This window comes from Pelosinus propionicus DSM 13327 (assembly GCF_900114615.1).
Lineage (GTDB): Bacteria > Bacillota > Negativicutes > DSM-13327 > DSM-13327 > Pelosinus > Pelosinus propionicus.
Window position 1 is genome coordinate 1 of sequence record NZ_FOTS01000028.1, and the last position, 15,036, is coordinate 15,036.

13 protein-coding genes, 4 tRNA genes and 1 pseudogene are annotated in these 15,036 nt (G+C 40.1%); 13 read left to right on the plus strand and 5 right to left on the minus strand.

From position 1 onward, the window contains the following. A pseudogene (locus tag BMZ99_RS15045) lies at positions 1–234 on the minus strand (IS5/IS1182 family transposase); the annotation flags it as partial. A 239-nt stretch (positions 235–473) separates the two neighbouring features. On the opposite strand from BMZ99_RS15045, the gene BMZ99_RS15050 reads away from it, so the two are divergent. Genes BMZ99_RS15050 through BMZ99_RS15060 form a run of 3 tightly spaced genes read left to right on the plus strand, consistent with a single transcriptional unit; the run spans position 474 to position 3,387 of the window. Next, positions 474–1,202: a (Fe-S)-binding protein gene (locus BMZ99_RS15050; protein WP_090939058.1), complete on the plus strand. Its 729-nt coding sequence runs from the start codon at positions 474–476 to the stop codon at positions 1,200–1,202. Then, positions 1,199–2,611, plus strand: a complete 1,413-nt coding sequence (locus BMZ99_RS15055) for a LutB/LldF family L-lactate oxidation iron-sulfur protein (RefSeq protein ID WP_090938894.1) — start codon at positions 1,199–1,201, stop codon at positions 2,609–2,611. The genes BMZ99_RS15050 and BMZ99_RS15055 overlap by 4 nt, the downstream gene beginning before the upstream one ends. A 14-nt stretch (positions 2,612–2,625) precedes the next feature. Beyond that, positions 2,626–3,387, plus strand: a complete 762-nt coding sequence (locus BMZ99_RS15060; protein WP_090938897.1) for a LutC/YkgG family protein — start codon at positions 2,626–2,628, stop codon at positions 3,385–3,387. 31 nt (positions 3,388–3,418) lie between these two features. Here BMZ99_RS15060 and ubiE read toward each other — a convergent pair whose 3' ends face one another. After that, positions 3,419–4,138, minus strand: coding sequence for a bifunctional demethylmenaquinone methyltransferase/2-methoxy-6-polyprenyl-1,4-benzoquinol methylase UbiE (gene ubiE, locus BMZ99_RS15065; protein WP_245754993.1), 720 nt, complete (start codon positions 4,136–4,138; stop codon positions 3,419–3,421). 199 nt (positions 4,139–4,337) lie between these two features. Here ubiE and BMZ99_RS15070 point away from each other — a divergent pair, with 199 nt between their 5' ends. The 5 genes from BMZ99_RS15070 (at position 4,338) to dinB (ending at position 7,067) form a co-directional block, all read left to right on the plus strand. Then, on the plus strand, positions 4,338–4,571 hold the full coding sequence (locus tag BMZ99_RS15070; protein ID WP_245754994.1) for a hypothetical protein: 234 nt from the start codon (positions 4,338–4,340) through the stop codon (positions 4,569–4,571). A 160-nt stretch (positions 4,572–4,731) separates the two neighbouring features. Continuing rightward, complete coding sequence (locus tag BMZ99_RS15075; protein WP_090938907.1) at positions 4,732–5,496, plus strand: polysaccharide deacetylase family protein; 765 nt, start codon at positions 4,732–4,734, stop codon at positions 5,494–5,496. A 116-nt stretch (positions 5,497–5,612) separates the two neighbouring features. Beyond that, positions 5,613–5,702: transfer RNA gene (locus tag BMZ99_RS15080), tRNA-Ser, on the plus strand. A gap of 12 nt (positions 5,703–5,714) precedes the next feature. Further along, positions 5,715–5,805, plus strand: a tRNA-Ser gene (locus BMZ99_RS15085). A 98-nt stretch (positions 5,806–5,903) separates the two neighbouring features. After that, positions 5,904–7,067 carry a DNA polymerase IV gene (gene dinB / locus BMZ99_RS15090; RefSeq protein ID WP_090938910.1) on the plus strand — a complete coding sequence of 388 codons (1,164 nt, stop codon included), beginning with the start codon at positions 5,904–5,906 and terminating at the stop codon, positions 7,065–7,067. A 15-nt stretch (positions 7,068–7,082) separates the two neighbouring features. Here dinB and BMZ99_RS15095 read toward each other — a convergent pair whose 3' ends face one another. After that, positions 7,083–7,388 (minus strand): hypothetical protein, encoded by a 306-nt coding sequence (locus BMZ99_RS15095; RefSeq protein ID WP_090938913.1) that lies wholly within the window; start codon positions 7,386–7,388, stop codon positions 7,083–7,085. A 182-nt stretch (positions 7,389–7,570) separates the two neighbouring features. On the opposite strand from BMZ99_RS15095, the gene BMZ99_RS15100 reads away from it, so the two are divergent. Then, positions 7,571–8,698, plus strand: coding sequence for a M20/M25/M40 family metallo-hydrolase (locus BMZ99_RS15100; RefSeq protein ID WP_090938916.1), 1,128 nt, complete (start codon positions 7,571–7,573; stop codon positions 8,696–8,698). A 182-nt stretch (positions 8,699–8,880) separates the two neighbouring features. Here BMZ99_RS15100 and BMZ99_RS15105 read toward each other — a convergent pair whose 3' ends face one another. Beyond that, positions 8,881–9,948, minus strand: coding sequence for a tetraprenyl-beta-curcumene synthase family protein (locus BMZ99_RS15105; protein ID WP_090938918.1), 1,068 nt, complete (start codon positions 9,946–9,948; stop codon positions 8,881–8,883). 197 nt (positions 9,949–10,145) lie between these two features. Continuing rightward, entirely contained in the window at positions 10,146–11,669 is a 1,524-nt protein-coding gene (gene ppx, locus BMZ99_RS15110; RefSeq protein ID WP_090938921.1) for an exopolyphosphatase, read from the minus strand. 267 nt (positions 11,670–11,936) lie between these two features. On the opposite strand from ppx, the gene ppk1 reads away from it, so the two are divergent. The 4 genes from ppk1 (at position 11,937) to tadA (ending at position 15,019) form a co-directional block, all read left to right on the plus strand. Next, on the plus strand, positions 11,937–14,036 hold the full coding sequence (ppk1, locus tag BMZ99_RS15115) for a polyphosphate kinase 1 (protein ID WP_281246818.1): 2,100 nt from the start codon (positions 11,937–11,939) through the stop codon (positions 14,034–14,036). 303 nt (positions 14,037–14,339) lie between these two features. Further along, positions 14,340–14,416, plus strand: a tRNA-Arg gene (locus BMZ99_RS15120). A gap of 23 nt (positions 14,417–14,439) precedes the next feature. Then, positions 14,440–14,516: transfer RNA gene (locus BMZ99_RS15125), tRNA-Arg, on the plus strand. Between the two features lie 23 nt (positions 14,517–14,539). Beyond that, positions 14,540–15,019: a tRNA adenosine(34) deaminase TadA gene (gene tadA / locus BMZ99_RS15130; RefSeq protein WP_217645100.1), complete on the plus strand. Its 480-nt coding sequence runs from the start codon at positions 14,540–14,542 to the stop codon at positions 15,017–15,019. Positions 15,020–15,036 lie beyond the last annotated feature (17 nt).

The window sequence follows — 15,036 nt, forward strand, 5'->3', positions numbered from 1 at the left end:
TGAATAGATGCCGTTCATGTACCCATAGACAAGAATTTTAAATAGACGCTTCGGTGATCTCTCGATTCTCCCCATTCGGGAGTACGTAGTGTACAGTTTGCTATAATCCAGCCTTTCTAACACTGCGCTGAGTAACCGTACCGAGTCATCTTCTGGGATCATCTCGCCGATGTCCATCGGCAAGACTAGTTGATATATATTTGTGTCTGTTATATAATTTGCTTGTATTTTCATGTTCCAACAAACTTGATTTTACACAAAAAAATGGCTCCCGGCTACTGCCGGTTGCCATTTTTGTTTTTTAGGGCTAGTGCGACAGCCCCTTTTTCTTTTGTGACAGAGACTATATCTATAAACGTATATTCTTAGTAAAAAAGGTATGAATCCATCGCATTATGCAAACCATAGGGATAATCAAATTATGTTGTATAAAGTTATTACTAGAAGCAGATAAGGATATGGAGGCTAAAGCTGTGAAAGCATCAATTTTTATCACATGTATTTGTGACAGTATGTATCCTCGTGTAGGAGAGGCTATGGTTCGTGTATTAAAGCAGCAAGGAGTCAGCCTGGATTTTCCCCCTGGGCAAACCTGCTGTGGGCAGCCCGCATTATCCAGCGGGTATTGGGATGATGCCAGAGAGGTTGCCAAAGGTTTTATCGATTCTTTTCGTGATAGTGAAATCATCGTAACACCAGCAGGATCTTGTTTATCGGCGATTAAAGAATTTTATCCTGTTTTGTTTGAGAAAGATTCCAAATACCTGGAGCGATCGAAAGAGTTGATTCGAAAAACTCATGAGTTTAGTGAGTTTCTAGTAGAAGTGCTGCAAGTAAGTAATGTGAATGCTTCTTTTCCTTATAAAGTGACCTATCATTCCAGCTGCCATCCCAGGCGATTTTTAGGAGTTGATAAATATGTTTATGATCTATTAAAAAATGTGGAAAAGCTGGATTTTATTCCACTGGCTCATGAGGAGCAATGTTGTGGATTTGGTGGAACTTTCTCGGTAAAAATGCCGGAGATTTCGGAGAGTATGGTAAATGCCAAAGTTGCTGACATCATGGCAACTGGGGCGGATGTTGTGGTAGGTACCGATTTAAGCTGTTTAATGAATATTGATGGCAGACTTCGTAAGCAGGGGGCAAAAGTACGGGTAATGCATATTGCTGAACTACTGGATGAAGGGATGAGGACATGAGTCATAAACCTAATTTGCATTTACGGGATAGGGCAAGAAAAGCTATAAAAGACGAGCCGATGAGAAAAGCGGTACAAAAGGCTGTTGACCGATTGAGCGGCAATCGCGAAAAAGCTCAAACTGAATTGCCTAACTGGGATGACTGGCGTGAGCAGGGAAAGCGCATTCGGAAGCATACTGTAGATCATCTGGATTATTACTTAGGACAGCTATCAGAAAGCGTACGTAATAAAGGTGGTCACATTCATTTTGCTCAGACAGCAGAAGAGGCAAGAAGAGTCATTATTGATATTTGCAAAAAGAACAATGGTAAGTTAGTGGCTAAATCAAAATCGATGGTCACAGAAGAAATTCACTTAAACCCAGCGTTAGAGAAGGAAGGCATGGAGGTAATTGAAACGGATTTGGCAGAATATATTTTGCAGCTAGCCGGTGAAACACCTTCACATATTATTGTGCCGGCCATTCATAAAAATCGGTATCAGATTGCGGAACTTTTTTCTAAAGTCGCTGGCAAGACAATTGAACCGGACACACCAGCTTTAACCGCCTTTGCACGGCAGACGTTGCGGCAGAAATTTATGCAAGCCGATATCGGTATTACAGGATGTAATTTTGCCATTGCGGATACAGGAGCCATTTCCTTAGTGACGAATGAAGGAAATGCCCGCCTGACAGCTTCTTTGCCAAAAGTACTGATATCGGTCATGGGTATGGAGAGAGTATTGCCTACTTTTGATGATTTAGAGGTGATTTTATCCCTGCTGCCTCGACATGCTACAGGTCAAAAACTTACCAGCTATATATCGGTAGTGAATGCGCCTCGTAAGGTGAATGAAAAAGATGGGGCAGAAGAATTTCATTTGGTGATTGTCGATAATGGCCGATCAAGGCTGCTTGCAGACGAGGAGTTTAGGCAAGCTCTGCATTGTACAAGATGCGGTGCATGTTTTAATGTTTGTCCTGTGTATCGCCAAATTGGCGGACATGCCTATGGTTCTGTATATGGCGGACCAATTGGGGCCGTGATCACTCCATTTTTGGAAGATGATTTTGATTTTTGGGGAGAGCTTTCCTATGCTACTACATTGTGTGCAGCTTGCAGCAGTGTATGCTCTGTAAAAATACCTCTTCATGACCTTCTCATTAAAATACGCCGCAAGAGAATCGAACTTGGCTTTACCCATCCTTTGGAAAGAGTCGGTTTTAACATGTGGCGTCGTTTCTTTAAATTTCCAGGACGATATAAATTTGCCATGAAAATGGCTTCGATTGGTCAAATACCTTTAGTAAAGGATGGGTATATCAGATCTGGACCACCACCTTTATCTGGCTGGACGGATTCGCGTTATTTACCGGCAGCCGCTAAGAAGACTTTTAGAGAAATATGGCAGGAAAAATATGAATAATAAGGAGGAAAGATATGCAAGGCAGTGAGCAAAGCTTCTTAAGTCATATCGCGAAAATATTAGGCAGAGATAAACCTTTAACTTCAGCACCGAATCGGGATGAAGTAGGTCCTCCTGTATTTTGGAAGGAACAAAAGTTTGATATAAATCAGCCATTAGCATTTTTTAAGACCAACTTAGAAAATTTAACAGGTAAAGTCTATCTTGCAAAAGATGATCAAGATGCTAGTCAGCAAATTAGGATTTGGTTAGAGGAATTAGAAGCGAAAAGGGTTATTATGTGGGATCATGAAGAATTAAGAAAAATTGTACATTTGGAGGATGCCAATGTACAGTTGGATTATTGGTCTCAAGGTCGTCCGCAAGCGGAGCTCATTATTGCAGCAGAAAAGGCAGATGTAGGTATTACCTGGGCAGATTATGCAATCGGCTATACGGGAACCTTAGCCCTATTTTCAAGTCCTACTCAGGGGAGATCTGTTAGTTCACTGCCAACCGTTCATATTGCTGTGTTTCGAAAGGAAAATTTGGTTCCTACCATGAGTACGGTCATGGAAAACCTTATGGAACGACGTAGTACACAAAACGTTCCTGCTGCGATTGATTTTATAACCGGTCCTAGTCGAACTTCTGATATCGAGATGGATTTATCCATTGGGGTGCATGGACCCGTTAAGGTGTGGACCATTGTTATTGAGCAAGGTGGGAACGTCCAGTATCAGAATGGAATGAGGGAAGAGGTACCTATGGAGAAAGATGAGGTACTGTATACGTAGGAATAAAATGAAGCTTGGCTTAGACCAAGCTTCATTTTATTCCTAGATGCACTGCAGCGATCCCGCCTGTTAATTGATAAGAAGTAACCTGCTTTAGACCAACTTGCAGGAAGAGCTTTTGAATTTCAGAATGATCGGGGAGGGTTCTAAGGGAGGCGGGCAGATTGTAGTAAGGCTGGTTTTTCTTAAAACCCAGATTGCCGATTAAGGGGAGTAGGTGTTCAAAGTACAGAAAATAAAGTTGTTTTAACATTGGTGCGCTGGGTTTGGATAACTCCACAGATAATACGGTACCGCCGGATTTTGTTACCCTGTACATTTCTGACAGGGCTTTTGCTATGTCTGCTACGTTTCGTAAGCCAAAGCCGATAGTTGTACAGTCAAAGGATTGATCGGAGAAGGGTAAGTGTAAGGCATTGCCTTGTAAAAGCGTTATTCGTTGGGAATAAGGAGTCTTCCTTATATTTTCTTTGGCTTGCTGCAGCATCGTTTCAGAGAAGTCAAGGCCGACAATTTGTCCTTGACGCCCTGCTTTTTCTGCTAGCGCAATGGATAGCTTTCCGGTACCGCAGCATACATCCAGTATGGATTGTCCAGTTTTTATGTATGCTTTATTAACGGCGAAGCTGCGCCAGTAGGAATCTTGGTTCAGGGTGAGGACAGCATTAAACAAATCATAGCGCTTTGCAATGCTGTCGAATAATTCTTGGACAAAGTCTTCTCGTCGATGTTTATCCATTTGCTCCATCATGGTTTCTCCTGCCTTTACAAAATAAAGATTGATTATATCATCATTATACTATAACTTTTAACCACGGAATGTTAGTTAGAAGGCCGTGAACCACAGAGATCATGCAAAGAATATGGAGAGTTTTTTTATTTTGTGATACAAATCATAGTACAAGAGTAAATGAATCGTTTATAATGAGAAGCAAAAGAGATAAAAGAGGGTGACAGCTTTGAAACTGTGGAATTGGTTTTGTAAGATCGGTGAGAATAAGGTCGGATATCGAGTAAAGGCTGGACAGCCGGCTCTTCCAGTCAAACAGGTTTCGGAGCGCGTTAGCCGATCGGGAGTTGATACGGTTTGCTCTCGGATCTGTGGTCATGAGAATTGTCAGTGTGGCGGGACCATAAGAGGTTTGCATTGTGTTTGGTCTTATTATCGTTTGGATAATCAATAGAGGTAAATATCAAAGTCTAATCAAAACATATGAAAATATAATAAAAATATAATAAAAAAACAAGTGCAAAGCAAGCAGATAGTGCTACAATAATGATGAGAAGTGTGTATACAGTATTATTCGATAATGAAGTGTTCTTACAGTGAAGAGAGGTCATTGCATGATATCGCGGCGTAGATTTATCAAAGGATGCATTAGTACTATTATTGCTATTAGTAGTTCTCAATTTTTACTTCAGGCTCCTACCAGCAGTGGGGCAGGTAATCGGAAAATTCCTGTTTTAGTATATCATCGTGTAGGATATACTACAGATGCTCTTACAGTTACTCCCGAGAGATTTTCTAATGATTTGGACAGCTTGCAAGAACGAGGTTATTGTAGTATTTCTTTAGAACAATTTCAAAATTTTTTGGATGATCGCAATGTAGAAATGCCGGAGAGGCCCATTCTAATTACTTTTGACGATGGATATTTGGATAATTTTGAACATGCATATCCAATATTGCGCAAGCATGGCATGGTTGGGAGCTTTTTTGTGATAACAGATATGCTATGGACTCAAGATCGTCTTACTCCTGAAAATATTGTCGAAATGTCCCAAGGTGGTATGTCTTTCGGATCTCATACTGTAACCCATAGAGATTTAGGATCATTAGATGCCGAATCAATTCGTGATGAACTGGTTAATTCCAAAGCAGTATTAGAAAGTGTTTTAGGGAAAACAGTAAATGGGATTGCGTATCCTCGGGGTAGTTATAATGATGTTGTGGTAAATATTGCCAAAGAGGTAGGTTATGTAACTGGATTAACGGTTCGGGAAGGTATCTGCATCAAAGAGTCTCCAGATTTTGAATTGCGGCGTATTCCTATTTTTAAGTATGATAGCGGTATTATTCATGTAATTGCAAATCGCGGGCATATGTAAACATGGATTCATGAACTTATAAAATATAGTATAATTTTTATATTGACTCATGTTGACAAAAAAAAAGAATACTGGTATACTAGTAAATGTGTCATCGGGAACGTGTCTACCGACACGGAGGGGTGTCCGAGCGGTTCAAGGAACTGGTCTTGAAAACCAGCGATCTCGAAAGGGGTCCGTGGGTTCGAATCCCACCCCCTCCGCCATAATTTTAATATGGAGCGATACTCAAGCGGCTCAAGAGGACGGTTTGCTAAATCGTTAGAGGTCGTAAGGCCTGCCAGGGTTCGAATCCCTGTCGCTCCGCCACTTATTTTAAATTTTACGCCTTCATCTTCTAAAAGATGAAGGCGTTTGTTGTATAATAAGATGTGACCGGAACAAATGGGAAAGTTAGGTGAAAATGCATGCAACGATGGATTATACATATTGATATGGATGCTTTTTTTGCTGCTGTGGAACAACGTGATAATGAGGCATTAAGAGGAAAACCTCTTATTGTTGGGGGCATTGGCAATCGAGGTGTAGTTGCGACGGCTTCTTATGAAGCTCGCCGATTTGGAGTGCACTCTGCCATGTCTATGGTAGAGGCGAGACGCCGTTGTCCAGAAGGAAACTTTATACCCTGCGACCACGCAAAATACAGCAGAGTTTCTGCACAATTACAGCGCATTTTTTCTGAGTTTTCACCAATTGTGGAACCGCTGTCTTTGGATGAAGCGTTTCTGGACGTTACAGGAATGGAGCAATTGTATAGCAGTCCCAAAAAGATTGCTGTCTGCATAAAGGAGCGTATCCAAAGTGAGCTGCATCTTACTGCTTCGGCTGGAGTAGCTCCGAACAAGTTTTTAGCAAAGTTGGCTTCTGAGATGAAAAAGCCCAATGGTCTATTTGTGATCTATCCAGGTGAGGAAGAAGCAATGCTGCGGGATCTGCCGATTGCTTCTATGTGGGGAGTTGGTAAATCTATGGGTCAAGTTTTGAAAAACCTAGGCATTTTTACCATTGGCCAATTGGCTCAAGCCGACGTTGCATTATTAGTAAAGCATTGCGGACAAATTGCTTATAAGATCCATGCATTAGCACATGGTCAGGATGATCGACCGGTAGTAGCGGATCTTGAGCCTAAGTCCATAGGTAATGAACTTACCTTTCCGCTTGACATAAGTACGCGATCTCAAATCGAAGCTGAACTCTTAGCCTTGGCGGAAAAAGTCGGCTGGCGGCTTAGACGGTATGAGTATAGCGGAAAAACCATTACGATTAAAGTACGTTTTGCTTCTTTTAAAACCATTACTCGTAGTAAGACGTTGTTAGATTATACCCAGTTTGACGATGTTCTTTACGATGTTGCTATTGAAATCTGCCGCGGAATACCGATCAGAGAAGGGATACGACTGTTGGGACTTACCGTATCAAATCTCCAGTCTGGCGGTGGTCAGCTGTCTTTATTTGAACCTCAGCAAGATAAACGTGCTGCTATGTATGAAACTATTGATAAATTGAGGAATCGATTTGGGGCAGGTATTGTAACCAAAGGACGATTGATTAATGGAAAGGAGCCAAATTAAAAACACGCGCTGTTTCTAACGAGATTCCAGCTGTCGTTCTAATGTGAGGAGTAACTGCTTATGTGTTAAATCGGTAATATTCAGCATAAGAGTGCTGGCAAATGGAGCAGGTTCCCTTTCTGAATCCAGCATACTATTTTCTGGCTGGGCTACACTATAATAAGCAGTTAGAGCAGAAGGATGATAAGTTGTATATAAATATGCATCGACTACATCTCGCTGCAGGTGAGCTTGATACATGTCGATGACAATATAGCCCTGCTTTTGCAGCAGGTCGGCTATTTCTTGGTTATATCCTTGCAATGCGATGATTTTAGCCATGTGAAGATCTTCCTTTAATTTTTTCTTAGTCTAGTATGTGTACTGCTATTATAGATTATAGGGAAGATATTTTTTTATTTCTTTAAAGCAGGAATACAATTACAGAGTAAGAATTAGATTAGAGTATGATGAAATGTTTTATGGATACAATATTTTTTAGCTAAATTGTAGGGGGTTCGGTGATGATTAATAAAGAACGTGTATTAACGGAATTTTTTGAACTGGTTAGGATTAAGTGTTCGACTCGGGAAGAACGTGAAGTTGCTGATGTCCTGAAGACTCGTTTAGCAGAATTAGGATTAGAGGTAACAGAAGATCAGGTTGGAGAAGTCATTGGCGGTAATTGTGGTAACGTGATTGCTTATAAGCCAGGAAGCGTACAAGAAGCACCTACTTTGATGCTCAGCGCTCATATGGACTGTGTAGAACCTTGTGGCGGGATAGAACCTCAACTGAAGGATGGGGTGATAACATCCGTTGGAGATACGATTCTTGGAGCCGATGATAAAGCTGGCGTTGTAGCAATTTTAGAAGCGTTGCGCATTGTGAATGAAGAAAATATACCTCATGGTCCCATTCAGGTTGTGTTTACCGTGGCAGAAGAAGGCGGTTTGAATGGTGCAAAGGCAATTGATCCGACCGCATTGAAAGCAGATTTTGGATATGCACTTGATTCTGGCGGCACACCTGGTGAAATTATTACGATGGCTCCTGGCCAAAATAGTATTACTGCGTTGATTCATGGCAGAAAGGCACATGCGGGAGTAGCGCCAGAAGAAGGAATTAATGCGATTGTAGTAGCAGGTAAAGCGCTGGCCCAGATGAAGATTGGACGTATTGACTTTGAAACCACTTCAAATGCAGGTATTATTAGTGGTGGTATCGCCACAAATATCGTACCTGATTTGGTAGAAGTAAAATGTGAAGCTCGCAGCCGCAATATGGAAAAGTTAGAAGTGCAGACTCTCCATATGAAGGAAACTTTTGAGCAGGTAGCAGCAGCTAACGGAGCGCAAGCCGAGGTTAAGGTAGCGACTGCTTATGGGCCTTATGTTTTATCAGAAAAAGATCCTGTCGTAACGTTAGCAGTAAAGGCTGCTGAAAGTATTAGTCTCATTCCAGAAATTAAAGCTACTGGTGGCGGCAGTGATGCCAACTTCTTTAATAACTATGGTGTACCCACAGCTGTATTAGGAGTAGGCATGAGCAAGGTACATACCAAGGATGAATATATAAAAGAAATCGACTTGTATAATAGCGCAGAATTAGTAACCGCTCTAATCAAAACGGCAGCCAATATGAAAAAATAAAGTAAAGCGTCCTGTAAGTTACATTACTGGACGCTTTACTTTATTTTTTGGAACGATGGTTAAAATAGCTGTGATGATCATAATCGATCCTATATGCAATCAAGATAATGCTTTACTTTAGAAGTAAAGTGCTTGCCGCTTCAGTGATTTACTAAGTGTAAGTTCATATTCAACCTGTATTTTTATAATTTGTTTTTGAATCGTAGAAATTTACATAAAAGATAAAGAAATCTAGTAGTATTGCCCGCTGTTTTTAACAAAGCATTTCTAATACTATGTTCTTTAAACTGATTGGTTTTTGAGTCAGAAAGATACAGAGCAAGCAGACCTTGAACGATTAGTTTATGAAAAGTTGGGTTAGGTAGAGTACCGGCTTGAATAAAAGCTTGTTCAATAAATAATGTAAGACGGGATATTACTTGGGATGAGTCAGTGTAATAGGCGACAAAATTGAGGTCCCCGCTTTTCTGGTCTTCATCAGCATCAATGAAATAGTCTAATAGAATATGTAAGCCGCTAATCCAAGGAAAGTAAGCGGAATCAATTTTAGAGACTGTGCAAGAGGTGAGATTCTTATCGCTGGCAGCAGCACAGAGCATAAACATACCTAAAGTAGAGCCTGTAGCTGCGGCAAATTCCCAAGGCGTAAGCAGCGGGTAGTGTTCGTGATTTTTGTGAATCCAAGTTAGCATTTTTTCTTCGCGAACGCTAGGACGAAGGTGTTTATAGGTCTGTAATTCGCTGTAGAGGCGGGCTAAATTCTGGATATTTGGTTTTACCAGCTCATAAGAAGGCAATGCATGTATCTTTTGCTGACAAGTCAGTACAAGCTCTTTTAAATACCCCCCGTCTTCTTTATAAGGATAAAAAGCATAATAATCCTTAAGGACAGCGCTGGGGTCAAGAGCATCTGTCATTGCATAATGCAGTTGGCGAAAGGCTTGTTCATCTGTTATTCCAGCGTTATCGCACAGGTTATCTAAATAATCACTGATGGTTTGTAGTGCAACGATGAGAGAAATAAAATCTGCTTTATGTACTGTAGGGTAGAGGCTGTAAATGCTTCCTCCCTGACAATGAAATTTTTTCTTTGTAATGCTGTCAGAAGCCTGTTTTTTAAGCTCGGGGCAGGCATGGACGATTCCATCCGTAGACCAATGTTGCAGTTCTCTATCAACTAATGGAAAGACCCTTCTGACAAAAGGAATAACCAAAGAAAGTATTCTATAGAACTTAGCAAAGAAATTCATAACGGCCTCCTTATTGAGAACGGGTATATTTCATTTTAATATTATTTTGATTTAAAAGTAAAGATTCAACCCCCCATGTTATAAAAATATTATTAAAAAACTTGCACTCTGAAAGCCTGTCTAGTTTTGCATTTGGTCATCGAAAGAAATAAAGAAGAAAAGGCATCGCGAAAATGAAGTGCCTTTTCTTCTTTATTCTAGAAAGGGGCAATTGAGACCGTTAATTCTAGACCTGTTTCACGTTTAAACCATTTGCTGTGCTTCTTTACTGCCTGCAACTCTAATAATAATTCTTGTTTTGTTGTTACAATCAGCTGAGCTTGTTTTTTGGAGATACTGGTTGTGATTTTTTCTGCCAGGCTCATTTGCGTAGTATCTAAGCTTTCGGCCAAGGCTAACAGTAATGCAAGTTTTCGGGCAGTTTGCCAGTTAGCTGCATCTAGGAATTCGTTATAAATTCTATTATAAGAATATTTTACAGAAGGACTATGGTGCCAGCCCGCAATGATTGCCGCCATGATTTGTTCACGATGGGAAAGACCAAATAACCGAGCATTTTCAATTAAATACGCACTATGTCGTGCATGGTCATAATAACTCACTGCAATACCAATGTCATGCAGTAAAGCGGCTACTTGCAAGAGTGTTCTACTGCGCGGCTGTAAGCCAAGTACTTCCTGCCAATCATCAAATAAGCCATTGGCTAGCTTTGCTACTTGATTCGAGTGCTTGGTATTGCCTCGATAAAATGACAACATATTGTCGGTACTATGGGAAAGCGGATCTAACAGCTCTGCTTGCCCAGTTTGGGAAAGATAATATTGGAGAAATAAGCCTTCCCTAACACCGCAGCTGCTAATAATTAATTGTGTACTATCAATTTTTTCAAATAAGTGTTTAACAATGGCTAAACCTGAAATAATAATATCAGCACGTTCGCTGCTGAGACCAGCTATTTTCCGGCGTTGAGCACAGGACATTTTTATGACGTCTTCCCATAGAGAATGGAATGAGTAGGAACTAGTACGGTAGTTATGCAGCTTTAGCAAGGGGTAATGGTTTCTTTTTTGCTCCATTTTTCCAATGCTGCGTGCGGTTCCGCCAATACCAATTAAAGGGAGATTAAGGGTTCTCAACCAGGGGACTTTAGCAAGTTCCTGGGATAAAAACTCGTTAAGTGCCGTTAATTGAGCTTCAGTTGCTTTGTTTTCGAGTTTAAAGCGCTCTGTTAATGTAACGGCTCCAAAGGGTAAACTAGTTACTTTTATAGCCTTACGTTCTTTGATCAAGGTTAATTCTGTACTTCCGCCTCCTAAATCAAATAATATGGCGTCTGCAACATCTAGAGTATTGATCGCCCCTAAATAACCTAATTTAGCTTCTACCTCTCCACTAATAATAGTAATGGAAATACCAGTCTCTTCTTGAATTTTCTTTACAAATTCTGAGCCGTTGGCTGCATTGCGAAGTGCTGCTGTTCCTACGCCTAGAATTTTTTCGGTATGAAAGATTTGGCACATATGAGCGAAGCTTTTTAGTAAGTTCATTGTACGAATCATAGCCTCTGGCTGCAGCTGGCGGTTTTTATCTGCCTCTTGTCCCAAACGGACCGCATCTTTTTGATGGTAGATCAGGTTGTAGGAGCGGTTAGGATAAATTTCGACGATGATAAGGCGAGCAGAGTTAGATCCTAAATCGATAATCGCAATACGTTGGTTCATAAAGTCATTTCTCCTTTGTACAGGGTACAAATTCTTTTATAAAATATGTATTAGCAATATTTTATAAAAATCCTCTGCCTTAATAGTAATTTGTGAATATTATTATGGTGAAATTGCTATTCGAAAATTTAGATAATTAGGAAAATAGTAGATTGGTTGAACTTGTAATGAATTGTTAAGTTATTGTAAATTTATTCAAATACGACTCTTATGATAGGAGAAACAGCAGGTAATATAAGGAATTCTGTCGAAAGAAAATTACATATAATGAGTAAGCCTAGTTTCAAATTCTGTGATAGGCAGGTTAAAGCCATGTTTGATAAGGAAGAGAATTTTGTAAATCGGGAGTTAAGCTGGCTGAAGTTTAATCATCGGGTGCTGGAAGAAGCAAATGACCCTGAAAAACCTTTGCTGGAACGACTAAAATTTGTGGCAATTGCCAGTTCTAATTTAGATGAGTTTTTTATGATTCGTGTTGCTGGATTAAAACAGCAAGTTGAAAGTGGAATTGATAAAAAGGATCCTGCAGGCTTTAATGCGGTCAAGCAGCTTCAATTAGTTAATCAGGCGGTTCGCGAAATGGTACGGCTGCAGTATTGGTATTTAAAGAAGATCCTTGGTGCCATGCAGAATCATGACATTTATGTAAGTGATGTTGATAAGTTATCGGTTAGTGGGCGACAGTGGGTAGAAGAGTATTTTTATAGCACGATTTATCCTTTACTTACCCCGCTAGCAGTAAATGCCAGTCATCCCTTTCCTTTATTGACCAATCGAAGTTTAAATATGGCGGTGCTGTTGAGCAAAGGTAAAGAGGAGCTGCAGACTGCAATTCTTCCGGTCCCGAAAGCGTTGCCAAGAGTTATTGAAGTGCCGGATCAAAGTGTAGGCAAACAATTTGTATTATTAGAAGATATTATAAAGAAACATTGTTCTGAGCTGTTTTGCGGCTACATAATTAAAGATATTGTACCCTTTAGTATTACACGTAATTCTGATTTGTTAGTTGATGGTGAAGGCGCTGAAGACTTGCTGGCTGAAGTAGAGAAATCCTTGCGTCAGCGTAAAAGGGGTGAAGCAGTGCGGCTGGAAATGGCCAGAACCAATAAATCTTTTTTAAAAGAGTTTTTGCTAGATACATTTAAGATGGTTGAACAGGATTTGTATGAGGTTGCAGGTCCCATTGATATTTCCTGTTTCATGAAAGTGATAGAACTTCAAGGCTTTGATAACCTGCGCTATGAGGCAATTATTCCACAAATTCCATTAGGATTAAAGGATGCAGAGAATTTATTTGATGTGATTCGCGAAAACGATATTTTACTGCATCATCCCTATGAATCTTTTATGCCAGTAGTGAACTTTATACGTCAGGCGGCAGTTGATCCTAAGGTATTAGCAATTAAACAAACCTTATACAGGGTAAGCGGTAATTCTTCCATTGTGCGGGCTTTGGCGCAAGCAGCAGAAAATGGGAAGCAAGTTACTGTTGTAGTAGAGGTGCGAGCTCGCTTTGATGAGGAAAATAATATTTTATGGGCTAGGAGATTAGAAGAATCGGGATGTCATGTGATTTATGGACTGCTGGGTTTCAAAGTTCATGGAAAAATGGCATTAATCATTCGTCAGGAAGAATCTCGTATTAAGAGATATGTACATATGGGAACGGGAAACTATAATGACATTACCGCTCGCATATACTCGGATATGAGCTTGTTTACTGCCAATGAAAAAATAGGAGCGGATGCTTCGGACTTTTTTAATATGTTATTGGGCTATTCAGAACCTTTATCGTTGAGGAAATTGGTAGTAGCACCTGTTGGCTTACGAGAAAAAATAAAAGAGCTGATTGATCGGGAAATTGATTTTGCTCAAGAGGGAAAAGGCGGTTATATTATCGCCAAAATGAATTCTTTGCTGGATAAAGAGATTATACTTAAACTCTATGAAGCTTCTAGCAAAGGCGTTAAAATTGATCTTATTATTCGTGGAATTTGTGCTCTTAAGCCAGGTATTGAGCACGTGAGTCAAAATATTAAGGTGCGAAGCATTGTAGGACGATTTTTGGAGCATCATCGTATTTTGTATTTTGCAAATGGAGGCAAGGAGAAGATTTACTTATCTAGTGCAGATTGGATGAATCGTAATTTAAGTGAAAGGATTGAATTATTATTTCCGATTGAGAATTCGGAAATAATAGCTCGATTAAAAAATATTCTGCACATTATGCTGAAAGATAATCGTAAAGCTTATATGATGAAAGGTGATGGCACCTATCGCCGGGTATATCGCCGAGGTAAGATTGTTAATAGTCAGCAGAAATTATATCAAGAAGCGCAAGAGCGAGCTGGTGATGCAGATTTTTAAAAAATAAGGCTTATACTTTCGTATAAGCCTTATTTTCTCTCGATTTTAATAGTTATCCCCATAGTTATGCACAAAAAGATAACAAATGTGGATAACTATGGGGACATTTGTTGATTTTTATTTTCCAATAAGGGCATTTTGTAGCATCACGAGAAATTATCATGTGGATAAAAGGATGTGGATAAAGTTATCCACATCCTTTTATCCACAAATGAAAACCGAATTTGAAAAGATCTTGACTTTATGTATATAACTGTGGTAAGATATTTTTTGTCGACGGGACAAGAGTTCCATTGAAGGACTGACTCCGTAGCCCAGCTGGATAGAGCGCTTGACTACGAATCAAGAGGTCGCAGGTTCGAATCCTGCCGGGGTCACCATTTTTTGTTGCTAACTATATTTTGCGCCCGTAGCTCAGGCGGATAGAGCAACGGTTTCCTAAACCGTGTGCCGGTGGTTCGAGTCCTCCCGGGCGCACCATTGTATTTTGTGTGGTGAACCGGATATTGGATGATCATTATTATATGGGATTAGCATTAGAGGAAGCCCAAAAAGCATATATGATTGGTGAAGTGCCAATTGGAGCGGTACTTGTTCTGGATGGTCAGGTAGTGGCAGCAGGACACAATATGCGAGAAAGCTGGTATGATGCTACGGCTCATGCTGAAATGATTGCAATTCGGGAAGCTTGTCAAAAGCTTAAGCGATGGCGTTTGACGGGACTTACATTATATGTTACGATAGAACCTTGCCCTATGTGTGCTGGTGCGTTGGTCATGAGCCGTATTGACCGTTTGGTTTATGGTAGTGCAGATGTAAAAGCAGGGGCAATTGAATCGATTTTTAATATAGCGCAAAATGATGCATTAAATCATTCCATGGTGGTTACATCAGGGATACGAGCTAATGAGTGTGCGCAAATTATGAAAGATTTTTTTAAGCAACGTCGAAAAAAGAATAAAAATTCCAATATAGATATCTGAGACATGAACAATGAAGT

Bases quoted from the DNA above. Each gene is read 5' to 3' on its own strand.
- BMZ99_RS15055 (WP_090938894.1), top strand. From the start codon at position 1,199: ATGAGTCATAAACCTAATTTGCATTTACGGGATAGGGCAAGAAAAGCT.
- BMZ99_RS15060 (WP_090938897.1), top strand. From the start codon at position 2,626: ATGCAAGGCAGTGAGCAAAGCTTCTTAAGTCATATCGCGAAAATATTA.
- ubiE (WP_245754993.1), bottom strand. From the start codon at position 4,138: ATGATGGAGCAAATGGATAAACATCGACGAGAAGACTTTGTCCAAGAA.
- BMZ99_RS15075 (WP_090938907.1), top strand. From the start codon at position 4,732: ATGATATCGCGGCGTAGATTTATCAAAGGATGCATTAGTACTATTATT.
- dinB (WP_090938910.1), top strand. From the start codon at position 5,904: ATGCAACGATGGATTATACATATTGATATGGATGCTTTTTTTGCTGCT.
- BMZ99_RS15095 (WP_090938913.1), bottom strand. From the start codon at position 7,388: ATGGCTAAAATCATCGCATTGCAAGGATATAACCAAGAAATAGCCGAC.
- BMZ99_RS15100 (WP_090938916.1), top strand. From the start codon at position 7,571: ATGATTAATAAAGAACGTGTATTAACGGAATTTTTTGAACTGGTTAGG.
- BMZ99_RS15105 (WP_090938918.1), bottom strand. From the start codon at position 9,948: ATGAATTTCTTTGCTAAGTTCTATAGAATACTTTCTTTGGTTATTCCT.
- ppx (WP_090938921.1), bottom strand. From the start codon at position 11,669: ATGAACCAACGTATTGCGATTATCGATTTAGGATCTAACTCTGCTCGC.
- ppk1 (WP_281246818.1), top strand. From the start codon at position 11,937: ATGAGTAAGCCTAGTTTCAAATTCTGTGATAGGCAGGTTAAAGCCATG.